Origin of the sequence: Paracoccus versutus, assembly GCF_029909795.1 — a bacterium.
In the GTDB taxonomy this organism is placed as follows: Bacteria; Pseudomonadota; Alphaproteobacteria; order Rhodobacterales; family Rhodobacteraceae; genus Paracoccus; species Paracoccus versutus.
The window spans coordinates 698,786-716,392 of the sequence record NZ_CP038196.1; the positions used below are offsets into that span (position 1 = coordinate 698,786).

The following is a 17,607-nucleotide window of genomic DNA, read 5'->3' on the forward strand; positions in this document are numbered from 1 at the left end:
GATCTCATCCCTGGTTGTAAAGCTCGGGCCGGGCCTTGCGGAACAGCCATTCGGTCAAGGGCAGGGCGACGAACATGCCGACATAAAGCCCGGTGGCATAGGTCAGCACGTTCGAGGCGCCCGCCAGGCCCAGGATCAGATCCTTCTGCTCGGGGATGACATTGACCAGCGCGCCGGTGCAGGCCGCCAGCATGGACCCCGAGCCGACGCCGCAGGACATGGCCAGCGCCCGGACGTCGAAGACGCCAAGCGCATGGATCAGGGGCGGCATGATGGCAAAGACGAAGGTGCCGATCAGCGTGCCGGTGGCATAGACGCCCATGACGCCCGCGCCCTCGGGGCTGTCGAGGCCGTATTTCTCGGCGATCAGGGCCAGGTTCGGCTCGCGGTCGATGGAATAGACCGCGCCGATGGTCTCGCGCCCCATCCGCAGCAGGAAGACGGCGACCGGGAAGGCGATGACAATGGTGCCGAGGTTGCCGATCTCTTGCAGGACCAGGGCGGGGCCGGCGTCGATGATGGCCTGGATCTGGGGGCCGACCGTCGTGCCGAACTTGGCGACGAAGGGGGTGATGGCGATGGTGATCATGCCGCCCGCGAATTTCTGCACGCCGGGGGTCAGCAGCCGTCCGGTCGCGCGCGTGATGTTCGGGTTCAGCACGATGCCCATGGCGAAGGCATAAAGCATCGGCAGCAGGATGATGGCGGCGATGCCGATGGGCAGCCTCAGCACGCCGATCGCCTCGGCGATGCAGACGATGACAAGCACGGTCGCGTGCAGCGCCCAGGTTCCGGGGCTGAAGGCAGGGGTGTCCCGCATGGGATTTCCTCTCTGTTGTGGCGGTTTTTCGACGGACTATGAAATCTTGGTGCGGGATCGACCAGTCCGGGAACTGGAACATCGCGTTGCCCGGACAGCAACGAAAGCCCCCTGGCCGGGACGGGCCAGCGCCGGCGGGCCTTGCCGTCTTGCGCCCTGCGCGGCCTTGGTGCGCGCCCTTCGCGACATTCGCTTGACGTATGGCAATATCTTTACATACGAATGTATGCATCTTCTGTCGTTCCCGAAGGGAGAGCGGGGGCCGCAGGGGCAAGCGGGGCGGGGAGGCCCCGGATCAGGGAGGAACGAATGAACGGAACAGAACCAGGCCGCCTTGCGGCACTGGCCGGAGGCGCGATGCTGACGGCAATCCTTGGCGCAACTGCGGCCGAGGCCACGAACGGCTATTTCGCCAATGGCTATGGCGGCACCTCGAAGGGGATGGCGGGGGCGGGGGTCGCGATACCCACCGGCATTCTGGGCCTGGCCCAGAACCCCGCCACGGGCACCGCGTTGCCGACCCAGGCGGGGATTTGCCTGACCGGCTTTGGGCCCGAGCGCGGCTTCAGCATCGCCCCCGGCGGGCCGCTGGCGCCCGGCAGCCAGACCAGCGGCAACAGCCTTTTCTGGATCCCCTGCGGCGGGTTCAACTACAAGCTGGACGAGCAGAGCTCGGTCGCCGTCTTCATGTTCGGCAATGGCGGCATGAACGTGGAATACGGCACCAACCCCTTTGCCGCCCTTGACCCGTCTGCGTCCACCGATCCGCTGGGGATCAATCTGGAGCAGGCCTTCATCAGCCTGAACTATTCCCGCAAGCTGACCCCCCAGCTGTCGGTAGGCCTGGGGCCGGTGCTTGCGGTGCAGCGGTTCAGCGCAACGGGGCTGGGGGCCTTTGCCGGCATGTCCGCCGCGCCCGGCGCCGTGACCCATGGCGGCGACGATTGGTCGACCGGCCTGGGGGTGTCGCTGGGCGTGCTTTACCAGGTGGACAGCCAATGGACCCTGGGCGCGTCCTGGCGCAGCCGCATCGACATGCAGCCCTTCGAGGACTATGCGGGCCTTTTCGCCGATGGCGGCGAATTCGACATCCCGGCGATGGCGACGCTGGGCGTCGCCTTCCGCCCGGCCGACCGCCCCGGCCTGACGCTGACCGCCGAATATCAGCGCATCTTCTATGGCTCGGTCCCCTCGCTGGCCAATAGCGGGGCGATGCTGGCCGCGCCCCTTGGCAGCGCCGGCGGCCCCGGTTTCGGCTGGAAGGACATGGACGTCGTCCGCGTCTCCGCCGCCCAAAGGGTGAACGACAGGCTGACGCTTCGCGGCGGCATCAGCCATGCCTCGAGCTTCATCGACCAGGGCGACGAGGTGCTGCTGAACATCATGGCCCCGGCGACGCCGCGCTGGCATGCCTCGATCGGGTATAGCTACAGGCTGGGCGAGCGGGCCACGCTGACCGGCAGCTACACCCATGCCTTCCGCGAATCGAAGTCCGGCGCCAACCGGACGCCGGGCCTGGGCCAGCAGACCACCCTGTTCATGGAGCAGGACGAGGTCTCCATGGGCATCAGCTGGGATTTCTAGCCGCCTTGGGGGGCGCCCCTGCCGGGGGCGCCCCTTGTCCAGTCCGCTTCGGGAAAACCCCATGGCGGCCGCATCGCGCGCGGCGGCGCCGATCCTCTCTCAGGGCTCGGCCGCCTGCATCATTTCGTTGAACACCTGGTATTCATCCGCAAAATGCCGCCGCAGCTGGTCGAGTTCGTCCGCCTCGTAGTGTTTCAGGATGCCCCTGGCCGGGACCGGGTTGACATGCGCATGCCCCAGCTCCACCGGGCCGCCAAGAAGCTTTTGCGCAAAGCCCTCCAGGCTCGCCAGGGTTCCGACGGAGCCGAGCCATTTCGATGCGGTGGCGGTGTTCGGGATGTGAAAGCGATAGCCGCGCCGGATATGGGCGATCGACCGGGTGGCGAAATCGACGGCGGACATTTCGTATTCCCCGCCCGACAGTATGGCGTCGAGATAGGCGCGCGCGTCGCGGAAATGCAGGAAGGCGGTGGCTTCCTCGACGGTCCAGGGGCTCTGGTAGGTCGGGCGCCCCTGCCGCAGGCGCGACATGAACCCGCTGACGATGCGCTCCAGCGGGTCGCGCAGCACGAAGGATATCCTGATTCCGGGAAACGCCGCCCTGATCCTGGGGACGGTCCAGTCGTGATGAAAGATCAGCGGGACGCGGGACGGCTCGGCCGCAGCCACCCTTTCGGCGGCCGCCCGGAAGGTCGTCCCGCCGGTCTTGCCGATGTGCAGATAGGCCCTCGTGCGGTCGCGCCCTTCGGAAATCTGCCTGAGGATGAGGGGGTCGTCGGTCATCGCGTCCTGGAAAATCCTGCTTCGGGACCATTAATGCATCAGGCCCGGCGCTGCCAGTGCGGGCAAGATCTTGCGCATCCGCCGGGGCGGTTTGGGCAGGAACGGGCCGTGCGATTTGCCCGCGGCTGCCGCCGGCGGGGCCGGCGCGCTAAACTTGCCGGCATGGGAGCGACGCTTTTTCTGTCCATGACCGCGCTTGCCGCGTTCCTTGTCGGCCTCGACCGCAGGGGAGCCGCGCGTCTGCTGGCCTTTGGGTTCGGCGGCATGGCTGCGGCGGTGGCGCTTTGGGTGATGGCGGCGCTGATCGCGGTCTACCGACCCTTCTGACCTTGCCCAGGCATCGCTGGCTCGGGGTGGCCGACCGGGAAATCCGTCCGGCGGGCGTATTCGCCCGAATCTGAAATTACCAAGCAATATCAAAGGGAAGTGGCGGAGAGGGTGGGATTCGAACCCACGGAACCCGTGAAGGCTCAACGGTTTTCGAGACCGCCCCGTTCGACCACTCCGGCACCTCTCCGCGCTTTTCGGGTGGTGGCGGCGATTTAGACGGGCGGGGGTTGAAGCGCAAGGGCCTTCGCGTCAAAACCGCGAAAAATTTGTCTCTCGGGGGAATCATGGGCGGAATGCGCAGGGCAGGGCGGATCGCCAGCGCCAAGGGGCCGCAGCCATGCCGCTGCTGATCGGACCGCTGGCCCACCCGCTCATCCGCACCCGCCTTGCCCCGCAGGCGACCGGGGCCGGTTCGCTGCAAGGCCGGATGGAGGGCGGCGGGCTGGCCGGGATCGCCGCCGACGCCTGGCCGCGGCTGGCGCCCGGCGATGACGACCTGCCGCTCTGGCAGGCCGACTGGACGCCCGCCCTGCGCCGCTATGCCGAAATCTTCGGGCTGGAGCCGCAGGGCCACTATGGCCGGGAACTGCTGGGCCTGGGCGAGCCGGCAAGCGACGCGCCCGATTGGCAGCCCGAACTCGCCGCCGCCATGGCCGACTGGCTGCTGGCCCTGCCCGAGGACCGTCCGGCCGCGGCGATCCGCAGGCGCCTGCCGATGATCGCGACCTGGGTCGCCTCGCGCCAACGCGCCGGGGCCGAGACCCAGGGCCTGCCCCATGTCGGCCCCGCCGCGGCCGAGCGGGTCAGGATCGATTCGGTCGAGGAACCCTATGCGGAATATTTCTCGGTCGAGGCGATCCGGCTGAGCCAGCACCGCAACGACGGCGGCTGGACCGATCCCTTGGCCCGCGCCGTCTTCGTCTCGGGCGATGCGACGGTGGTCCTGCCCTGGGATCCGCTGCGCGACCGGGTCATGCTGATCGACCAGCTGCGCGCCGGCCCCCTGGCGCGCGGCGATGCGCAGCCCTGGCTTTACGAGACCGTGGCCGGCCGCGTCGATGCCGGCGAGACGCCGCAGCAGGCCGCCCGGCGCGAGGCGGTCGAGGAAACCGGCATCGCGATTTCCCGCCTGTTCGCCGCGCCGCACAACTATCCCAGCCCCGGAGCGGTGGCGGAATACCTGTATCTCTATGTCGGCATCGCCGAGCTGCCAGACGGCAGCGCCGGCCTGGGCGGGCTTGCGACCGAGGACGAGGACATCCGCTCGCACCTGATCCCGCGGGCCGAGCTGACGCGCATGGCGCTGGCCGGCGAGATCCGCAACGGGCCGCTGCTGAACCTGGCGCTGTGGCTGGAATTGCGCCACCAGGACATCCGCCGCGAATTGGCCCAGGAAGCCAAGACCGTCCCGGCGGGGTTGCCGCCGTCATGAAGCGGCGTGTAAACCGGGCGGGAACATCCTGCGAAAGGCCAAGCCCATGCGCATCTGCCCCGACCTCGCCTCTGCCATCGGCAATACTCCCCTGATCCGGCTGCGCCGCGCCTCGGAAGAGACGGGCTGCGAGATCCTGGGCAAGGCCGAGTTCATGAATCCGGGCCAGTCGGTCAAGGATCGCGCCGCGCTCTACATCATCAAGGACGCGGTGGCGCGGGGCGAGCTGAAGCCGGGCGGCACCATCGTCGAGGGCACGGCCGGGAACACCGGCATCGGCCTGGCGCTGGTCGGGGCCTCGATGGGCTTCCGCTCGGTCATCGTCATCCCCGAGACGCAGAGCCAGGAGAAAAAGGACATGCTGCGCCTGGCCGGGGCCGAACTGGTCGAGGTGCCCGCGGCGCCCTACAAGAACCCCAACAACTACGTGCGCTATTCCGGCCGCCTGGCCGAGGAACTGGCCAGGTCCGAGCCGAACGGCGCCATCTGGGCCAACCAGTTCGACAATGTCGCCAACCGCCAGGCGCATCTGGAAACCACCGGCCCCGAGATCTGGGAGCAGACCGCCGGGCGCGTGGACGGGTTCATCTGTGCCGTCGGCTCGGGCGGGACGCTGGCGGGCGTGGCCATGGCGCTGCAACCCAAGGGCGTCAGGATCGGCCTGGCCGACCCCGAGGGCGCGGCGCTTTACAGCTATTACACCGAAGGCGTCTTCGAAAGCCCCGGCTCCTCGATCACCGAGGGCATCGGCCAGGGCCGCATCACCGCCAACCTGGAAGGTTTCACGCCCGACTTCGCCTATCGCATCCCGGATGCCGAGGCGCTGCCGGTGATCTTCGATCTGCTGGAATACGAGGGGCTGTGCCTTGGCGGCTCGTCGGGGGTGAACGTGGCCGGCGCGATCCGCATGGCCAGGGACATGGGCCCCGGTCACACCATCGTGACGGTGCTTTGCGACTATGGCACGCGTTACCAGACCAAGCTTTTCAACCCCGAGTTCCTGCGGGCCAAGGGCTTGCCGGTGCCGGAATGGATGGCCCGCACGCCCGCCGATCTGCCCGAGGTCTATCAGGACTGAACCGAACCATGCCCCGATTTGCCGTGCTGCCCCGGCTCGCCTTGCTGATCCTTGCGCTGTTCCTGGCGCTCGGCCAGCCCGTCCTGGCCCAGCCAGAGCAGGAGGCGCCGGACCTGGCCGCCTGGAACAAGCTGGCCGACCAGGCCGAGCAGATCCTGGAATCGGGCTCGGCCAACGACGTCCGGCTGCAGACCATCCGCGACGAGGTGGTGAAATGGCGCGAGCGGCTGAAGGCCGCCCAGGGCGTCAACGCCACCCGCATCGCCACGCTCAAGGACCAGATCGCCGCGCTGGGGCCGGCCCCGGCCGAGGGCCAGACCGAGCCCGAGGAGATCGCCGCCCGCCGCAAGGAACTGGGCGAACAGCTTGCCACGCTGCAGGCGCCGGGGTTGCAGGCGGTCGAGGCCTATGGCCGCGCCGACGGCATCGTCGCGCAGATCGACCAGACCCTGCGCGCGCGCCAGACCTTCGCGCTGATCCGCAAGACGCCGACGCCGCTGAACCCGGCGAACTGGGGTCCGGCCGTGGCCGAGGCGGGCCAGGTCGCCAGCCATATCTATGCCGAAGCGCGGGGGCGCTGGGACAGCACCGCCGGCGCGTCGGGCTTTTCCGAGCGGCTGCCGGTCTTTGCCGGGCTGCTGCTGGTCGCGCTGCTGCTGCTCTCGCGTGGCCGGCGCTGGGTCGATTCGCTGCCCTCGCGGCTGTCGGCCCGCGCCAGCGAGCGATCGCGCGCGGCGCTGGTCTTCGGCGTCTCGCTGGGCCAGATCGCCATCCCGCTGGTCGGGCTGATCCTGTTCGCCTCGGCGCTGATGTTCTCGGGGCTGTTCGCGGAATGGGGGCTGCCGCTGGTGATGTCGCTGGCCGGGGCGGGCGTGTCCTTCTTTTCCGGGCTGTGGCTGGCGCGGCGGCTGTTCCCGGCGCCCGACACCGCCGTCGAGCCGCCCCTGCCCATGGGCGAGGAACGCCGCGCCAAGGCGCGCTTTCGCGCGACGCTGCTGGCCGCTTCCCTGGCGCTGCACCAGCTTTTCGCACGCTCGGTCCTGCCGCTTTCGGGCTTTCACAGCCAGAACGACAGCGACACCGTTCCCCAGCGGCTCAGCGAGGCCTCGGCGGGGGTCTGGCATTTCCTGCTGGTGCTGTTCGGCGCCTTCTGCCTTTTGCGCCTGTGCAACGTGCTGCGCGGCCTGCGCCAGCCCGAGCCCGCCGATACGCCCGACTACCGCATCCGCGTGGTCAGCTTCCTGGCGATGATGGGGCGGCTGGTGGCGGTCATCGCGCCGTTGCTGGTGGCGGCGGGCTATGTCACCGCGGGCAATGCGCTGCTGTGGTCCGCGATCATGACGCTGGCGCTGGTCGGGCTGCTGATCATCCTGCAGGATTTCATCGCCGATCTCTACGCGCTGGCCAAGGGCGGCGACCGCTCGGCGCGCGATGCGCTGATGCCGGTGCTGATCGGCTTTGCGCTGATCCTGCTGTCGCTGCCGGTGTTCGCGCTGATCTGGGGCGCGCGCGCCAGCGACCTGGCCGAGGCCTGGACCAAGGCGCAGCAGGGCTTTTCGCTGGGCGGGGTGCGGCTGTCGCCGATGGCGCTGCTGACCTTCCTGATCGTCTTTGCCATCGGCTATTTCCTGACCAACTTCGTGCAGGGCGCCTTCCGCAGCTCCATCCTGCCCAAGACGAGGCTGGATGCGGGCGGGCAAAACGCCGTCACCTCGATGATCGGCTATGTCGGCGTGGCGCTGGCGGCGGTCTTTGCCGTGACCTCGGCGGGGATCGACCTGACCTCGCTGGCCTTCGTCGCCGGTGCGCTTTCGGTCGGCATCGGCTTCGGCATGCAGCAGGTGGTGTCGAACTTCGTCTCGGGCATCATCCTGCTGGTCGAGCGGCCGATCGCCGTCGGCGACTGGATCGAGGTCGGCGGCCAGCAGGGCATCGTCAGGAAGATGGCGGTGCGCGCCACCCAGATCCAGACCTTCGACCGCACCCAGGTCATCGTGCCGAACTCGAACCTGATCACCCAGCCGGTGACGAACTGGACGCGCGGCAGCCTGGCCGGGCGGATCATCGTGCCGATCACGGTGGGGGTGACGGCCGACAGCCGGCAGGTGGCCGCGCTCCTGCGCGAGATCGCCGAGGACCAGCCGACGGTCCTGGTGAACCCGGCCCCCGCGGTCCTTCTGCGCAGCATCACGCCGACGGGACAGAATTTCGAACTGCGCGCCGTGCTTTCCGACATCAACGGCGGCAGCTCGATCGTGTCCGAGATCAATCACCAGATCCTGGAACGCTTTGCCGCCGCGGGGATCGTCCTGCCCGGCAGCGCGCGCGGTGCGCAGGACATCTACCTGCACCAGGCCGAGGCCGAGGCGCCCGCCGCCCTTTCCCTCGCCGACGCGCAGGACGAAAAGGACCGGCCCGGCCGCAGCAGCTGAGAAGGCGCCGCGCCTTGCGCGTTCCACGGGCCGCGCCGCGGAGGCCGTCCGGTCCAGGCCGGGCGCCGCACCTTGCGCTTCTTCGTTCCCCAAATACTCCTAGCGGCGCAGGCCGCTGGGCGGTTCCTGTTCCGGCAGGCCCTCTTGCGACAGCATGATCGCCACCGGGCGCAGCCAGGGGATCTGGGCGCAGACGATCATGATCGCCACCATGATCGGCACGGCCAGGAAGGTGCCGGCGATGCCCCAGACCACGCCCCAGAAGGCCAGCGACAGCACGATCCCGAACGAGGACAGCCGCAGCGTCTGGCCCAGCAGCATCGGATCGAACACATTGCCGATGATGAACTGCACCGCCACCGTCAGCCCGCCCACGGTCAGCGTCACCGCCGGATCGCCGGTCTGCGCCAGCACCATGGCGATGGTGATGACCGTGGCCGCGATCGAGCCCAGCGTCGGGATGAAGTTCAGGATGAAGGTCAGCATGGCCACCGCCCCGGCCAGGTCAAGCCCCTGCACCCGGAAGATCGCCCAGATCAGCGCCGCCGTGACCGCGCTGATCGCCGCCTTGACCACCAGGTAGCGGTTCACCCGGCGCATGATCTTGTGGACCGTCTCCAGCACCTGCCGGGCCTGGGCGGGATCGCCGGTCAGGCGCTCGATCTTGACCGGGAACCAGATCCGCTCGCTGAACATGAAGCCGACGAAGGTCAGGATCAGCACCGAGGCCGAGATCAGGTTCGACGCCTGCGCCGCGGCCGAGCGCAGCCAGCCGGCGACGTCGATGCTGCCCATGAAGGTGCCGATGGCCTCCTGCACGTTCGGCCCCCAGCGCTGGCTGAGCCGCGCCAGGGCCGCCTGTGCCCGGTCGGCATAGGCGATCGAGGTCGAGACCACCTCGTTCACCTGCGCCACCACCGCGGTCGCGGTCCAGAGCAGGCCGATGGCGATGGCGATCAGCGCCAGCGTGGTCGCCAGCCAGTTCGGCACCTTCAGCCGGGCAAAGGCGGAAATCGCGTCGCTGGTCAGCGAAAAGATGATGATGGCAAAGACCAGGCAGATCAGGATGAAACGCGCCTGCACCAGCAGGAACAGGATCAGGCCAAAGGCGATCACGCCCAGAAAGCCGGTCTGCAACCGCTCGCTCAGATGCGAGTCCCGCCCGTCCAATCGCGTCCCCTCATTCTTTCCGGCGGCGGGGCGCGGCCTGCGCGCCCTGCCTCGTCTCAGGCTTCGGCCTCATCCTCGCCATTCTCGGCGATGCGGGCAACAGAAACCACCTCTTCGCCCGGCGCCGTGTTGAAGACGCGCACGCCCCCGGCAGAACGCGAGCGGAAGCTGATGCCGTCCACCGGCACCCGGATCGACTGCCCGGTCGAGGTGGCCAGCATGATCTGGTCGTCGCGATCTACCGGGAAGCTGGCGACCAGCGGTCCGCCGCGCATCGCCTTGTCCATGGCCATCACGCCCTGGCCGCCGCGCCCGCGCACCGAATAGTCGTGCGACGAGCTGATCTTGCCGGCGCCGCGGGCGGTGATGGTCAGGATCAGATCCTCGGCCGCCGACATCTCGGCATAGCGCTCCTGGCTGATCGCGGCCTCGGCGACGGCGTCCTCGTCCTCATCGGCCTCGGCGCCGTCGTCCAGCGCGCCCTCGACGGCGCGGCGCATCTTCAGATAGGCGGCGCGTTCCGAGGGGTCGGCCTCGAAATGCCGGATCACCGACATGCTGACCACGCGGTCGCCGGGCGCCAGGCGAATGCCGCGCACGCCGGTCGAATCGCGGCCCTTGAAGACGCGCACGTCGGTGGTCGGGAAGCGGATCGCCCGGCCCGCGGCCGTCACCAGCATCACGTCGTCGTTCTCGGTCGCCATGCGCGCGCCGATCAGCTCCACCCCCTCGGGCAGCTTCATGGCGATCTTGCCGTTGCGCATGACATTGGTGAAATCCGACAGCGCGTTGCGGCGCACGTCGCCTTCCGAGGTGGCGAAGATCACCTGGTAGTCGTCCCAATCCTTTTCCGGGGCATCCACCGGCATCAGCGCGGCGATGGAGACGCCGGACTGGATCGGCAGGATGTTGACGATGGCCTTGCCCTTGGCCGTGCGCCCGCCCAGCGGCAGCCGCCAGGTCTTGAGCCGATAGACCATGCCGTCGGTGGTGAAGAACAGAAGCTCGGTATGGGTATTGGCGACGAACAGGGTGGTGACGACGTCGTCCTCTTTCGTGGCCATGCCGGACAGGCCCTTGCCGCCGCGGCGTTGCGACCGGAACTCGGCCAGGGCCGTGCGCTTGATATAGCCGCCCGAGGTGATGGTGACGACCATGTCCTCGCGCTCGATCAGGTCTTCGTCGTCCAGGTCGCCCGCCCAGTCGGTGATCTCGGTCCGGCGCGGCACGGCGAAATGCTGCTTCACCTCGCGCAGCTCGTCCGAGATGATGCCCATGATCCGTTCGCGCGAGGCGAGGATGGCCAGGTATTCGCGGATCGCGTCGGCCAGCGTCTTCAGCTCGTCGGTGACTTCCTGCACGCCCAGCTGGGTCAGGCGCTGCAGGCGCAGCTCCAGGATGGCGCGGGCCTGGGTCTCGGACAGGTTGTAGGTGCCGTCCTCGTTCACCGGATGCAGCGGGTCGTCGATCAGCTTCAGGTAGACCACGATCTCATGCGCTGGCCAGCGCCGGGTCATCAGCCGCTCGCGCGCCTCGGCGGCATCGGCCGAGCTGCGGATCGTCGCCACCACCTCGTCGACGTTCGAGACCGCCACGGCGAGACCGCAAAGCACATGCGCGCGCTCGCGCGCCTTGCGCAATTCATAGGCGGTGCGGCGCGCCACCACTTCTTCGCGGAAGGTCAGGAAATGGGTCAGGAAGTCGCGCAGCGTCAATTGCTCGGGGCGGCCGCCGTTCAGCGCCAGCATGTTGGCGCCGAAGCTGGTCTGCATCGGGGTAAAGCGGAACAGCTGGTTCAGCACAACCTCGGCGGTGGCGTCGCGCTTCAGCTCGATCACCACCCGCACGCCGACGCGGTCGGATTCGTCCTGGACGTGGGCGATGCCCTCGATGCGCTTTTCCTTGGCAAGCTCGGCGATCTTCTCGATCAGGCTGGCCTTGTTCACCTGGAAGGGGATCTCGTCCAGGATGATCGCCTGCCGGCCGGCGCGGGTTTCCTCGATCCGGGTCTTGGCGCGCAGGATGATGCTGCCGCGCCCCTCAAGGTAAGCCTTGCGCGCGCCCGAACGGCCCAGGATGATGCCGCCGGTGGGGAAATCCGGGCCGGGCACGATCTCCAGCAGCCGCTCGGTCGGCAGGTCGGGGTTCTCGATGAGCGCCAGGGTGGCATCCACCACCTCGCCCAGGTTGTGCGGCGGGATGTTCGTGGCCATGCCGACGGCGATGCCGCCCGCGCCGTTGACCAGCATGTTCGGGAAGCGCGCCGGCAGGACGGTCGGCTCGCGGTCCTTGCCGTCGTAGTTGTCCTGGAAATCGACGGTGTCCTTGTCGATGTCCATCAGCAGATAGGCCGAGGGCTTGTCCATCCGCACCTCGGTATAGCGCATGGCCGCCGGGCTGTCGCCGTCCATGCTGCCGAAGTTGCCCTGGCCGTCCAGAAGCGGCAGGGACATGGAAAAGTCCTGCGCCATCCGCACCAGCGCGTCATAGATCGAGGCGTCGCCATGCGGGTGATACTTACCCATGGTGTCGCCGACCGGGCGGGCCGACTTGCGATAGGGCTTGTCATGGGTGTTGCCGGTCTCGTGCATGGCGAAGAGGACGCGGCGATGCACCGGCTTCAGCCCGTCGCGCAGGTCGGGAATCGCCCGGCTGACGATGACCGACATGGCATAGTCGAGATAGGACGAGCGCATCTCGTGCGCGATGTCGATCACCGGGCCGTCGTGATGCATCACGGCGCGCTCCGATCCGCCGTTCTCGGGGGTATCGTCGTCGTTTTCAGGGATGTCAGCCACGGGGAAAACCTCAAGATCTTGTTGGGCACGGGTCTATCCCATACCCGCCTTGGGTGCAATCTTGACGGGCCGCCCCGGTGCGGGAATTGCGGCTCAGGCCAGCCCGGCCTCGCGCCTGCGGCCGCGGACCGAGGCCAGCCACAGCGCCGACAGCCCGGCCGAGAGGATCGCGTTCCAGCCGGCCATGGAAATGCCGAACAGGCTCCAGGCCACCTCGTCGCAGCGCACGACCGGCGCCTTTTCCAGCGCCGCCATCAGATCCTGCGTGGACATGCTGGCCAGGCCCGAGACCCCGCCCGAGCAATGCTGCGGCCCCTGCCAGACCTGCAATTCGACGCCCGCGTGATAGATGGCAAGGCCGGTGGCGCAAAGCGCGGCCAGCAGCCCCAGCGCCGCCAGCCAGCGCTTCCAGCCGAAGAACCAGATCAGCCCGCCGATGATCGCGGCGACCAGATGCGGCCAGCGCTGCAGGATGCACAGTTCGCAGGGCGCATAGCCCAGGGCCTGGAAGGTCAGCGCGGCGGCCAGCAGCGCGGCGGAACCGGCGCCGGCGGTGACGGCGACATGCTTGCTTGAAAATCCGTTCATGGCTTCCGGTTAGGACCGCGCCTCGCGGCCGGCAAGTGCCAATCGCGTGAACTCAATGCGGCTTCCAGGTGACGACGCGGTAAAGATAGATCGCCACCACCGCCGCCACCACCAGCTTGGACAGCGGATCGACCCAATCCGCGACCAGCGCATAGTTTTCATGCAGCATCAGCCCGGCAAAGGTCAGCACCCCGGTCCAGAGCGCGCTGCCGATCACGGTATAGAGCAGGAATTTCCACATCGGCATCCGCGCGAGCCCCGCCGGGACCGAGATCAGCGTGCGGATCGCCGGGATCATGCGGCCGAAGAACACCGCCATGGCGCCGTGGCGCTGGAACCATTCATGCGCGGCGTCGATGTCCGAGGGCGAAAGCGTGAGCAGCCGGCCGTGCCGGGCGGCAAAGCGCTTCAGCCGCTCCTCGCCGAACCACAGGCCGATGTAATACCACATCAGCGTGCCCAGGACCGAGCCGATGGTGCCGACCAGGATGGTCAGCGTCAGCGACATCCGCCCGCTGCCGGCCAGGAAGCCGGCCAGGGGCATGATCACCTCGGAGGGGATGGGCGGAAAGACGTTCTCGGCCACCATGAGCATCAGCACGCCCAGATAGCCCCAGCTCTCGATCGTCGAAACCACCCAGTCGAACATGCCTGCCCCTTTCGTTTGGGAACGTGCTGCGGGCTGGGGCCGGAACTGTCAAGCCTGCGCGCGTGTTGCGCCGTGGCGGGGTTGCGATAAGCTCGGCAGGCGGGATCACGGCGGGGAGGACGGCGCGATGGAATGGCGGGGCAGGCGCGGCAGCAGGAATGTCGAGGATCGGCGCGGCATGGGCCGGGCCGCCGGCGCGGGCGGCATGGGCGTCGTCGGCGTGCTGGTGGTGCTGGCGGTGGGGTATTTCTTCGGCATCGACATCTCGCCCATCGTCGGCGCCCTGGACGAGGGCGGCGCGCCCGGCGAGTCGCGCGAGCTGACGCAGGAAGAGCGCGAGATCGGCCAGTTCGTCTCGGTCGTGCTGGCCGATACCGAGGAGGTCTGGGCCGGCGTGCTGCCCGACCAGGCCGGCATGCGCTACCAGGATCCGGGGCTGGTGCTGTTTTCGGGCGCGGTGCAATCGGCCTGCGGCGGCGCCTCGGCGGCGATGGGGCCGTTCTATTGCCCCGGCGACCACAAGGTCTACCTGGACACGGATTTCTTTCGGGTCATGGCCGGCAAGATGGGGGCGGGGGGCGATTTCGCCTATGCCTATGTCATCGCGCATGAGGTCGGCCATCACGTGCAGAACCTGACCGGCACGCTTTCCGAGGTGAACGGGCTGCGCGCCCGGCTGGGCGAGCGCGATGCGAACCGGCTGTCGGTCGCCACCGAATTGCAGGCGGATTGCTATGCCGGGATCTGGGCGCGGCAGGCCAGCGAGCAGTTCGGCACCATCGAGGAGGGTGACATCGACGAGGCGATCAATGCCGCTGCCGCGGTGGGCGACGACACGCTGATGGAAAGCGCCGGCCGGGCGGTGGTGCCCGACGCCTTCACCCATGGCTCGGCCGCCGAGCGGCAGACCTGGTTCAAGCGCGGCTTTGCCTCGGGGCAGATGGCGCAATGCGACAGTTTCGCGGCTTTGGGGAATTAGGGGCGGCGGCGCGGGTGGCACGGCCGCGGGGAGTATTTGCAGAACAGAGAAGGGCAGGGGTGGTGCCCCCGATGGGCCGGCCGCTATCCGTGGCGCGGCCGCAGGAGTATTTGGGAAACGGTGAAAGGCGGTGCCGCGGCGGGGTGCGCCAACCTGTCGCGGCGGCGGTCAGGGGCGCTGCAGCTGGATGCCGCGCGGGCGTTCGGTGGTGGCCCAATCGGGCCAGAGGCCGAAATGTTCGAGCCCGGCAAGCAGCAGGCCGGCCGCGATGACGCCGAGGACCAGCGCGACGGTTCGGGCGCTGGGCGGGTTTCGCGCCCAGCGGGCGGCCCGGATCAGCCAGATGAGGTTGTTCATGCGCCCGTTCCTTTGCTAGTGCTGCCCCCGGAAACCGAAAATGCGCCGGGACGACCTCTTGCCTCAGCATAGCGACAGCCGAATCCTGCCCTATAGCGCCGACCAGATGTATGCGCTGGTGGCCGATATAGAAAGATACCCCGAGTTCCTGCCCTGGAACACCGCCGCGCGTATTCGCGCGCGCCGGCCCGGCGCCTCGGGCAGCGAGGTGGTCGAGGCCGACCTGGTCATCAGCTTCAAGGTGTTCCGCGAGCGCTTCGGCTCGCGCGTGACGCTATGGCCCGAGACGAAGCGCATCGACACCGAATACCTGGACGGGCCCTTCAAATACCTGCGCAGCGGCTGGAGCTTCGCCGACCTGCCGGAGGGCGGCTGCAAGGTCGAGTTCTTCGTCGATTTCGAGTTCCGCAACGCCATCCTGGGCAAGGTGATCGGCGTGGTCTTCGGCGAGGCGATGATGCGTATCGTGCGCGCCTTCGAGGACCGGGCGAAGGCGCTTTACGGCGCCTGACGCGCATCCTGCCAGATGGCGTGGTCGGCGGCCAGGGCGGCGCGCAGCCGTGCCTCGGCCTCGGGCGCCAGGTCGGTGACGGCGGGGGGCGAGACATTGCTGCGCCGCAGCGCGACCGGCTTGCCGAGGCGCTGCGCCAGGAATTGCGTCAGCGCCGGCATCGCCTCGTAGCGGAAGAGGTGATCGACCGCGATCCGGCCGTCATTGTCGACGAGGAAATCGGATTGCCGGCCCAGCCGGGCATGGGCCGGGCGATCGCCGGGGCGCAGGTAGTCGTCCGCGAAACGCTCGAAGCTGACATGGGCGGTGCTGTTCGGATGGCCGATCAGCTCGTCGCGGGCGCGAAAGCGATACCAGCTGCGCAGCCAGTCCAGCGGTTCGCGGATCACCGCCACGGTTTCGAACGCGGGCCCGCCCAGCGGCTCGAGCAGCGGCCGGATGCGGCTGCGATATTGCCGCAGGTTCAGGTGCTTGATCTCGGGCCGGGTGCGAAAGACGATCTCGGCCCTGGGTGCCAGCGCCTGTTCCAGCGCTGTCGTCCCGGTCTTGGGCACCGACAGCAGCACGATGCGGGGCTGGAGAAAGATCAGCATGAGGGGGCGATGGGCAGGGGCATGGTGCCGCTTAGCGGTCCCGGCCCGTGCTGGCAAGGCGGGCCGGGATGCGGCCCGCCTGCTGCGGCATCAGATCACGCCGAAGGCACGCATCGGTTCGGCCACGCGGATGAAGCCGGCGATGTTGGCGCCGATGACGTAATCGCCCGGTGCGCCGAATTCCTCGGCCGTGCTGTAGCAGCTGTCATGGATGTCGCGCATGATCTCGGCAAGCTTGGCCTCGGTCTTTTCGAAGCTCCAGCGGTCGCGCGAGGCGTTCTGCTGCATCTCCAGCGCCGAGGTGGCGACGCCGCCGGCGTTCGCCGCCTTGCCGGGGCCGAACTTGACGCCGGCCTGCTGGAAGGTGCGGATCGCCTCGGGGGTGCAGGGCATGTTCGCGCCCTCGCCGACCGCGGTCACGCCGTTCTTGACCAGCTTGGCGGCGTCCTTGCCGGTCAGCTCGTTCTGCGTGGCCGAGGGCATGGCGACCTCGCAGGCCACGTCCCAGATCGAGCCCTCGCCGGATTTTACGAAATAGGCGCCGTTGCCTTCGCCCTTCATCCGCACGTATTGCGAGATGCGGCCGCGGCGCACTTCCTTGATTTCCTTGAGGAGGCAAAGGTCGATGCCGCCCTCGTCCACGATATAGCCCGAGCTGTCCGAGCAGGCGATGACCTTGCCGCCGAATTCCTGCACCTTCTCGATGGTGTAGATGGCGACGTTGCCCGAGCCCGAGACCACGACCGTCTTGCCGTCGAAATCGGTGCCGCCGGTCCTCAGCATGGCCTGGGTGAAATAGGTGTTGCCGTAGCCGGTCGCCTCTTTGCGCGCCAGCGAGCCGCCGTAGAACAGGCCCTTGCCGGTCAGCACGCCCGCCTCGTAGCGGTTGGTCAGGCGCTTGTATTGGCCGAACATGTAGCCGATCTCGCGCGCGCCCACGCCGATGTCGCCCGCCGGCACGTCGGTGTATTCGCCCAGGTGGCGGTAAAGCTCGGTCATGAAGCTTTGGCAGAAGCGCATGATCTCGCCGTCCGTGCGGCCCTTGGGATCGAAGTCCGAGCCGCCCTTGCCGCCGCCGATGGGCAGGCCGGTCAGCGCGTTCTTGAAGATCTGCTCGAAGCCCAGGAACTTGATGATGCCCACGTTCACCGAGGGGTGGAAGCGCAAGCCGCCCTTGTAGGGGCCCATGGCCGAGCTGAACTGCACCCGGAAGCCGCGGTTGATCTGCACCCGGCCCTTGTCATCGGTCCACGGCACGCGGAAGATGATCTGGCGCTCGGGTTCGCAGATGCGCTCGATCAGGGCGTCCTCCAGATAGTCGGGGCGCTTGGCGACGACGCGGCCAAGGCTTTCCAGAACCTCGCGCACCGCCTGGTGGAATTCGGGCTCGCCTGCGTTGCGGCGGACCACCTCCTCATAGATGGGGGCAAGCTTGTCGTCGATCTGCGGCATGTCGCGGAATCCTTTCCCTTGGGGTCGGAGGGCTCCTTAGCCCAAGGTGCG

General features: G+C 68.2%; 16 protein-coding genes and 1 tRNA gene. 7 read left to right on the forward strand and 10 right to left on the reverse strand.

The features are described 5' to 3' along the window. Positions 1 to 4 precede the first annotated feature (4 nt). Positions 5 to 820, reverse strand: coding sequence for a DUF3100 domain-containing protein (locus E3U25_RS03415; protein ID WP_036752587.1), 816 nt, complete (start codon positions 818 to 820; stop codon positions 5 to 7). 357 nt (positions 821 to 1,177) lie between these two features. On the opposite strand from E3U25_RS03415, the gene E3U25_RS03420 reads away from it, so the two are divergent. Continuing rightward, positions 1,178 to 2,404, forward strand: a complete 1,227-nt coding sequence (locus tag E3U25_RS03420; protein WP_208861525.1) for an OmpP1/FadL family transporter — start codon at positions 1,178 to 1,180, stop codon at positions 2,402 to 2,404. Positions 2,405 to 2,503: 99 nt separating this feature from the next. Here the strand turns inward: E3U25_RS03420 and E3U25_RS03425 are convergent, their stop codons facing one another. Continuing rightward, positions 2,504 to 3,187, reverse strand: coding sequence for a sulfotransferase family protein (locus E3U25_RS03425; RefSeq protein ID WP_116221196.1), 684 nt, complete (start codon positions 3,185 to 3,187; stop codon positions 2,504 to 2,506). Between the two features lie 162 nt (positions 3,188 to 3,349). Between E3U25_RS03425 and E3U25_RS03430 the strand changes: the two genes are divergently transcribed. After that, complete coding sequence (locus E3U25_RS03430; RefSeq protein WP_166435412.1) at positions 3,350 to 3,514, forward strand: hypothetical protein; 165 nt, start codon at positions 3,350 to 3,352, stop codon at positions 3,512 to 3,514. A 100-nt stretch (positions 3,515 to 3,614) separates the two neighbouring features. Here the strand turns inward: E3U25_RS03430 and E3U25_RS03435 are convergent. Beyond that, positions 3,615 to 3,704, reverse strand: a tRNA-Ser gene (locus tag E3U25_RS03435). A 150-nt stretch (positions 3,705 to 3,854) separates the two neighbouring features. On the opposite strand from E3U25_RS03435, the gene E3U25_RS03440 reads away from it, so the two are divergent. Genes E3U25_RS03440 through E3U25_RS03450 form a run of 3 tightly spaced genes read left to right on the forward strand, consistent with a single transcriptional unit; the run spans position 3,855 to position 8,459 of the window. Next, the gene (locus tag E3U25_RS03440) at positions 3,855 to 4,949 is read left to right on the forward strand and encodes an NUDIX domain-containing protein (protein ID WP_116221195.1); all 1,095 of its coding nucleotides are present in this window, start codon (positions 3,855 to 3,857) and stop codon (positions 4,947 to 4,949) included. A gap of 46 nt (positions 4,950 to 4,995) precedes the next feature. Further along, positions 4,996 to 6,027 carry a cysteine synthase A gene (locus E3U25_RS03445; protein WP_116221194.1) on the forward strand — a complete coding sequence of 344 codons (1,032 nt, stop codon included), beginning with the start codon at positions 4,996 to 4,998 and terminating at the stop codon, positions 6,025 to 6,027. Between the two features lie 8 nt (positions 6,028 to 6,035). After that, a complete protein-coding gene (locus tag E3U25_RS03450; protein WP_116221193.1) occupies positions 6,036 to 8,459 on the forward strand; it encodes a DUF3772 domain-containing protein in 2,424 nt (807 codons plus the stop codon). 99 nt (positions 8,460 to 8,558) lie between these two features. On the opposite strand, the gene E3U25_RS03455 is transcribed toward E3U25_RS03450, so the two are convergent. The 4 genes from E3U25_RS03455 to E3U25_RS03470 all read right to left on the reverse strand — a co-directional run bounded on the left by E3U25_RS03455 (position 8,559) and on the right by E3U25_RS03470 (position 13,664). Beyond that, on the reverse strand, positions 8,559 to 9,629 hold the full coding sequence (locus E3U25_RS03455) for an AI-2E family transporter (protein WP_116221192.1): 1,071 nt from the start codon (positions 9,627 to 9,629) through the stop codon (positions 8,559 to 8,561). A 56-nt stretch (positions 9,630 to 9,685) separates the two neighbouring features. After that, positions 9,686 to 12,427, reverse strand: coding sequence for a DNA gyrase subunit A (gyrA, locus tag E3U25_RS03460; protein WP_175562360.1), 2,742 nt, complete (start codon positions 12,425 to 12,427; stop codon positions 9,686 to 9,688). Between the two features lie 93 nt (positions 12,428 to 12,520). Continuing rightward, complete coding sequence (locus tag E3U25_RS03465) at positions 12,521 to 13,015, reverse strand: disulfide bond formation protein B (RefSeq protein ID WP_036752529.1); 495 nt, start codon at positions 13,013 to 13,015, stop codon at positions 12,521 to 12,523. 52 nt (positions 13,016 to 13,067) lie between these two features. Next, positions 13,068 to 13,664: a DedA family protein gene (locus tag E3U25_RS03470; protein WP_116221191.1), complete on the reverse strand. Its 597-nt coding sequence runs from the start codon at positions 13,662 to 13,664 to the stop codon at positions 13,068 to 13,070. Positions 13,665 to 13,791: 127 nt separating this feature from the next. Between E3U25_RS03470 and ypfJ the strand changes: the two genes are divergently transcribed. Continuing rightward, on the forward strand, positions 13,792 to 14,643 hold the full coding sequence (ypfJ, locus tag E3U25_RS03475) for a KPN_02809 family neutral zinc metallopeptidase (RefSeq protein ID WP_116221190.1): 852 nt from the start codon (positions 13,792 to 13,794) through the stop codon (positions 14,641 to 14,643). Positions 14,644 to 14,811: 168 nt separating this feature from the next. Here ypfJ and E3U25_RS03480 read toward each other — a convergent pair whose 3' ends face one another. After that, complete coding sequence (locus E3U25_RS03480; RefSeq protein WP_036752516.1) at positions 14,812 to 15,000, reverse strand: hypothetical protein; 189 nt, start codon at positions 14,998 to 15,000, stop codon at positions 14,812 to 14,814. Between the two features lie 58 nt (positions 15,001 to 15,058). On the opposite strand from E3U25_RS03480, the gene E3U25_RS03485 reads away from it, so the two are divergent. Further along, positions 15,059 to 15,511: a type II toxin-antitoxin system RatA family toxin gene (locus tag E3U25_RS03485; protein WP_036752698.1), complete on the forward strand. Its 453-nt coding sequence runs from the start codon at positions 15,059 to 15,061 to the stop codon at positions 15,509 to 15,511. Here the strand turns inward: E3U25_RS03485 and E3U25_RS03490 are convergent. Both E3U25_RS03490 and gdhA read right to left on the reverse strand, forming a co-directional pair. Further along, positions 15,499 to 16,104: a gamma-glutamyl kinase gene (locus tag E3U25_RS03490; protein ID WP_072462670.1), complete on the reverse strand. Its 606-nt coding sequence runs from the start codon at positions 16,102 to 16,104 to the stop codon at positions 15,499 to 15,501. The two genes, E3U25_RS03485 and E3U25_RS03490, sit on opposite strands and share 13 nt — an antisense overlap. A gap of 90 nt (positions 16,105 to 16,194) precedes the next feature. After that, on the reverse strand, positions 16,195 to 17,556 hold the full coding sequence (gene gdhA, locus E3U25_RS03495; protein WP_116221189.1) for an NADP-specific glutamate dehydrogenase: 1,362 nt from the start codon (positions 17,554 to 17,556) through the stop codon (positions 16,195 to 16,197). Positions 17,557 to 17,607 lie beyond the last annotated feature (51 nt).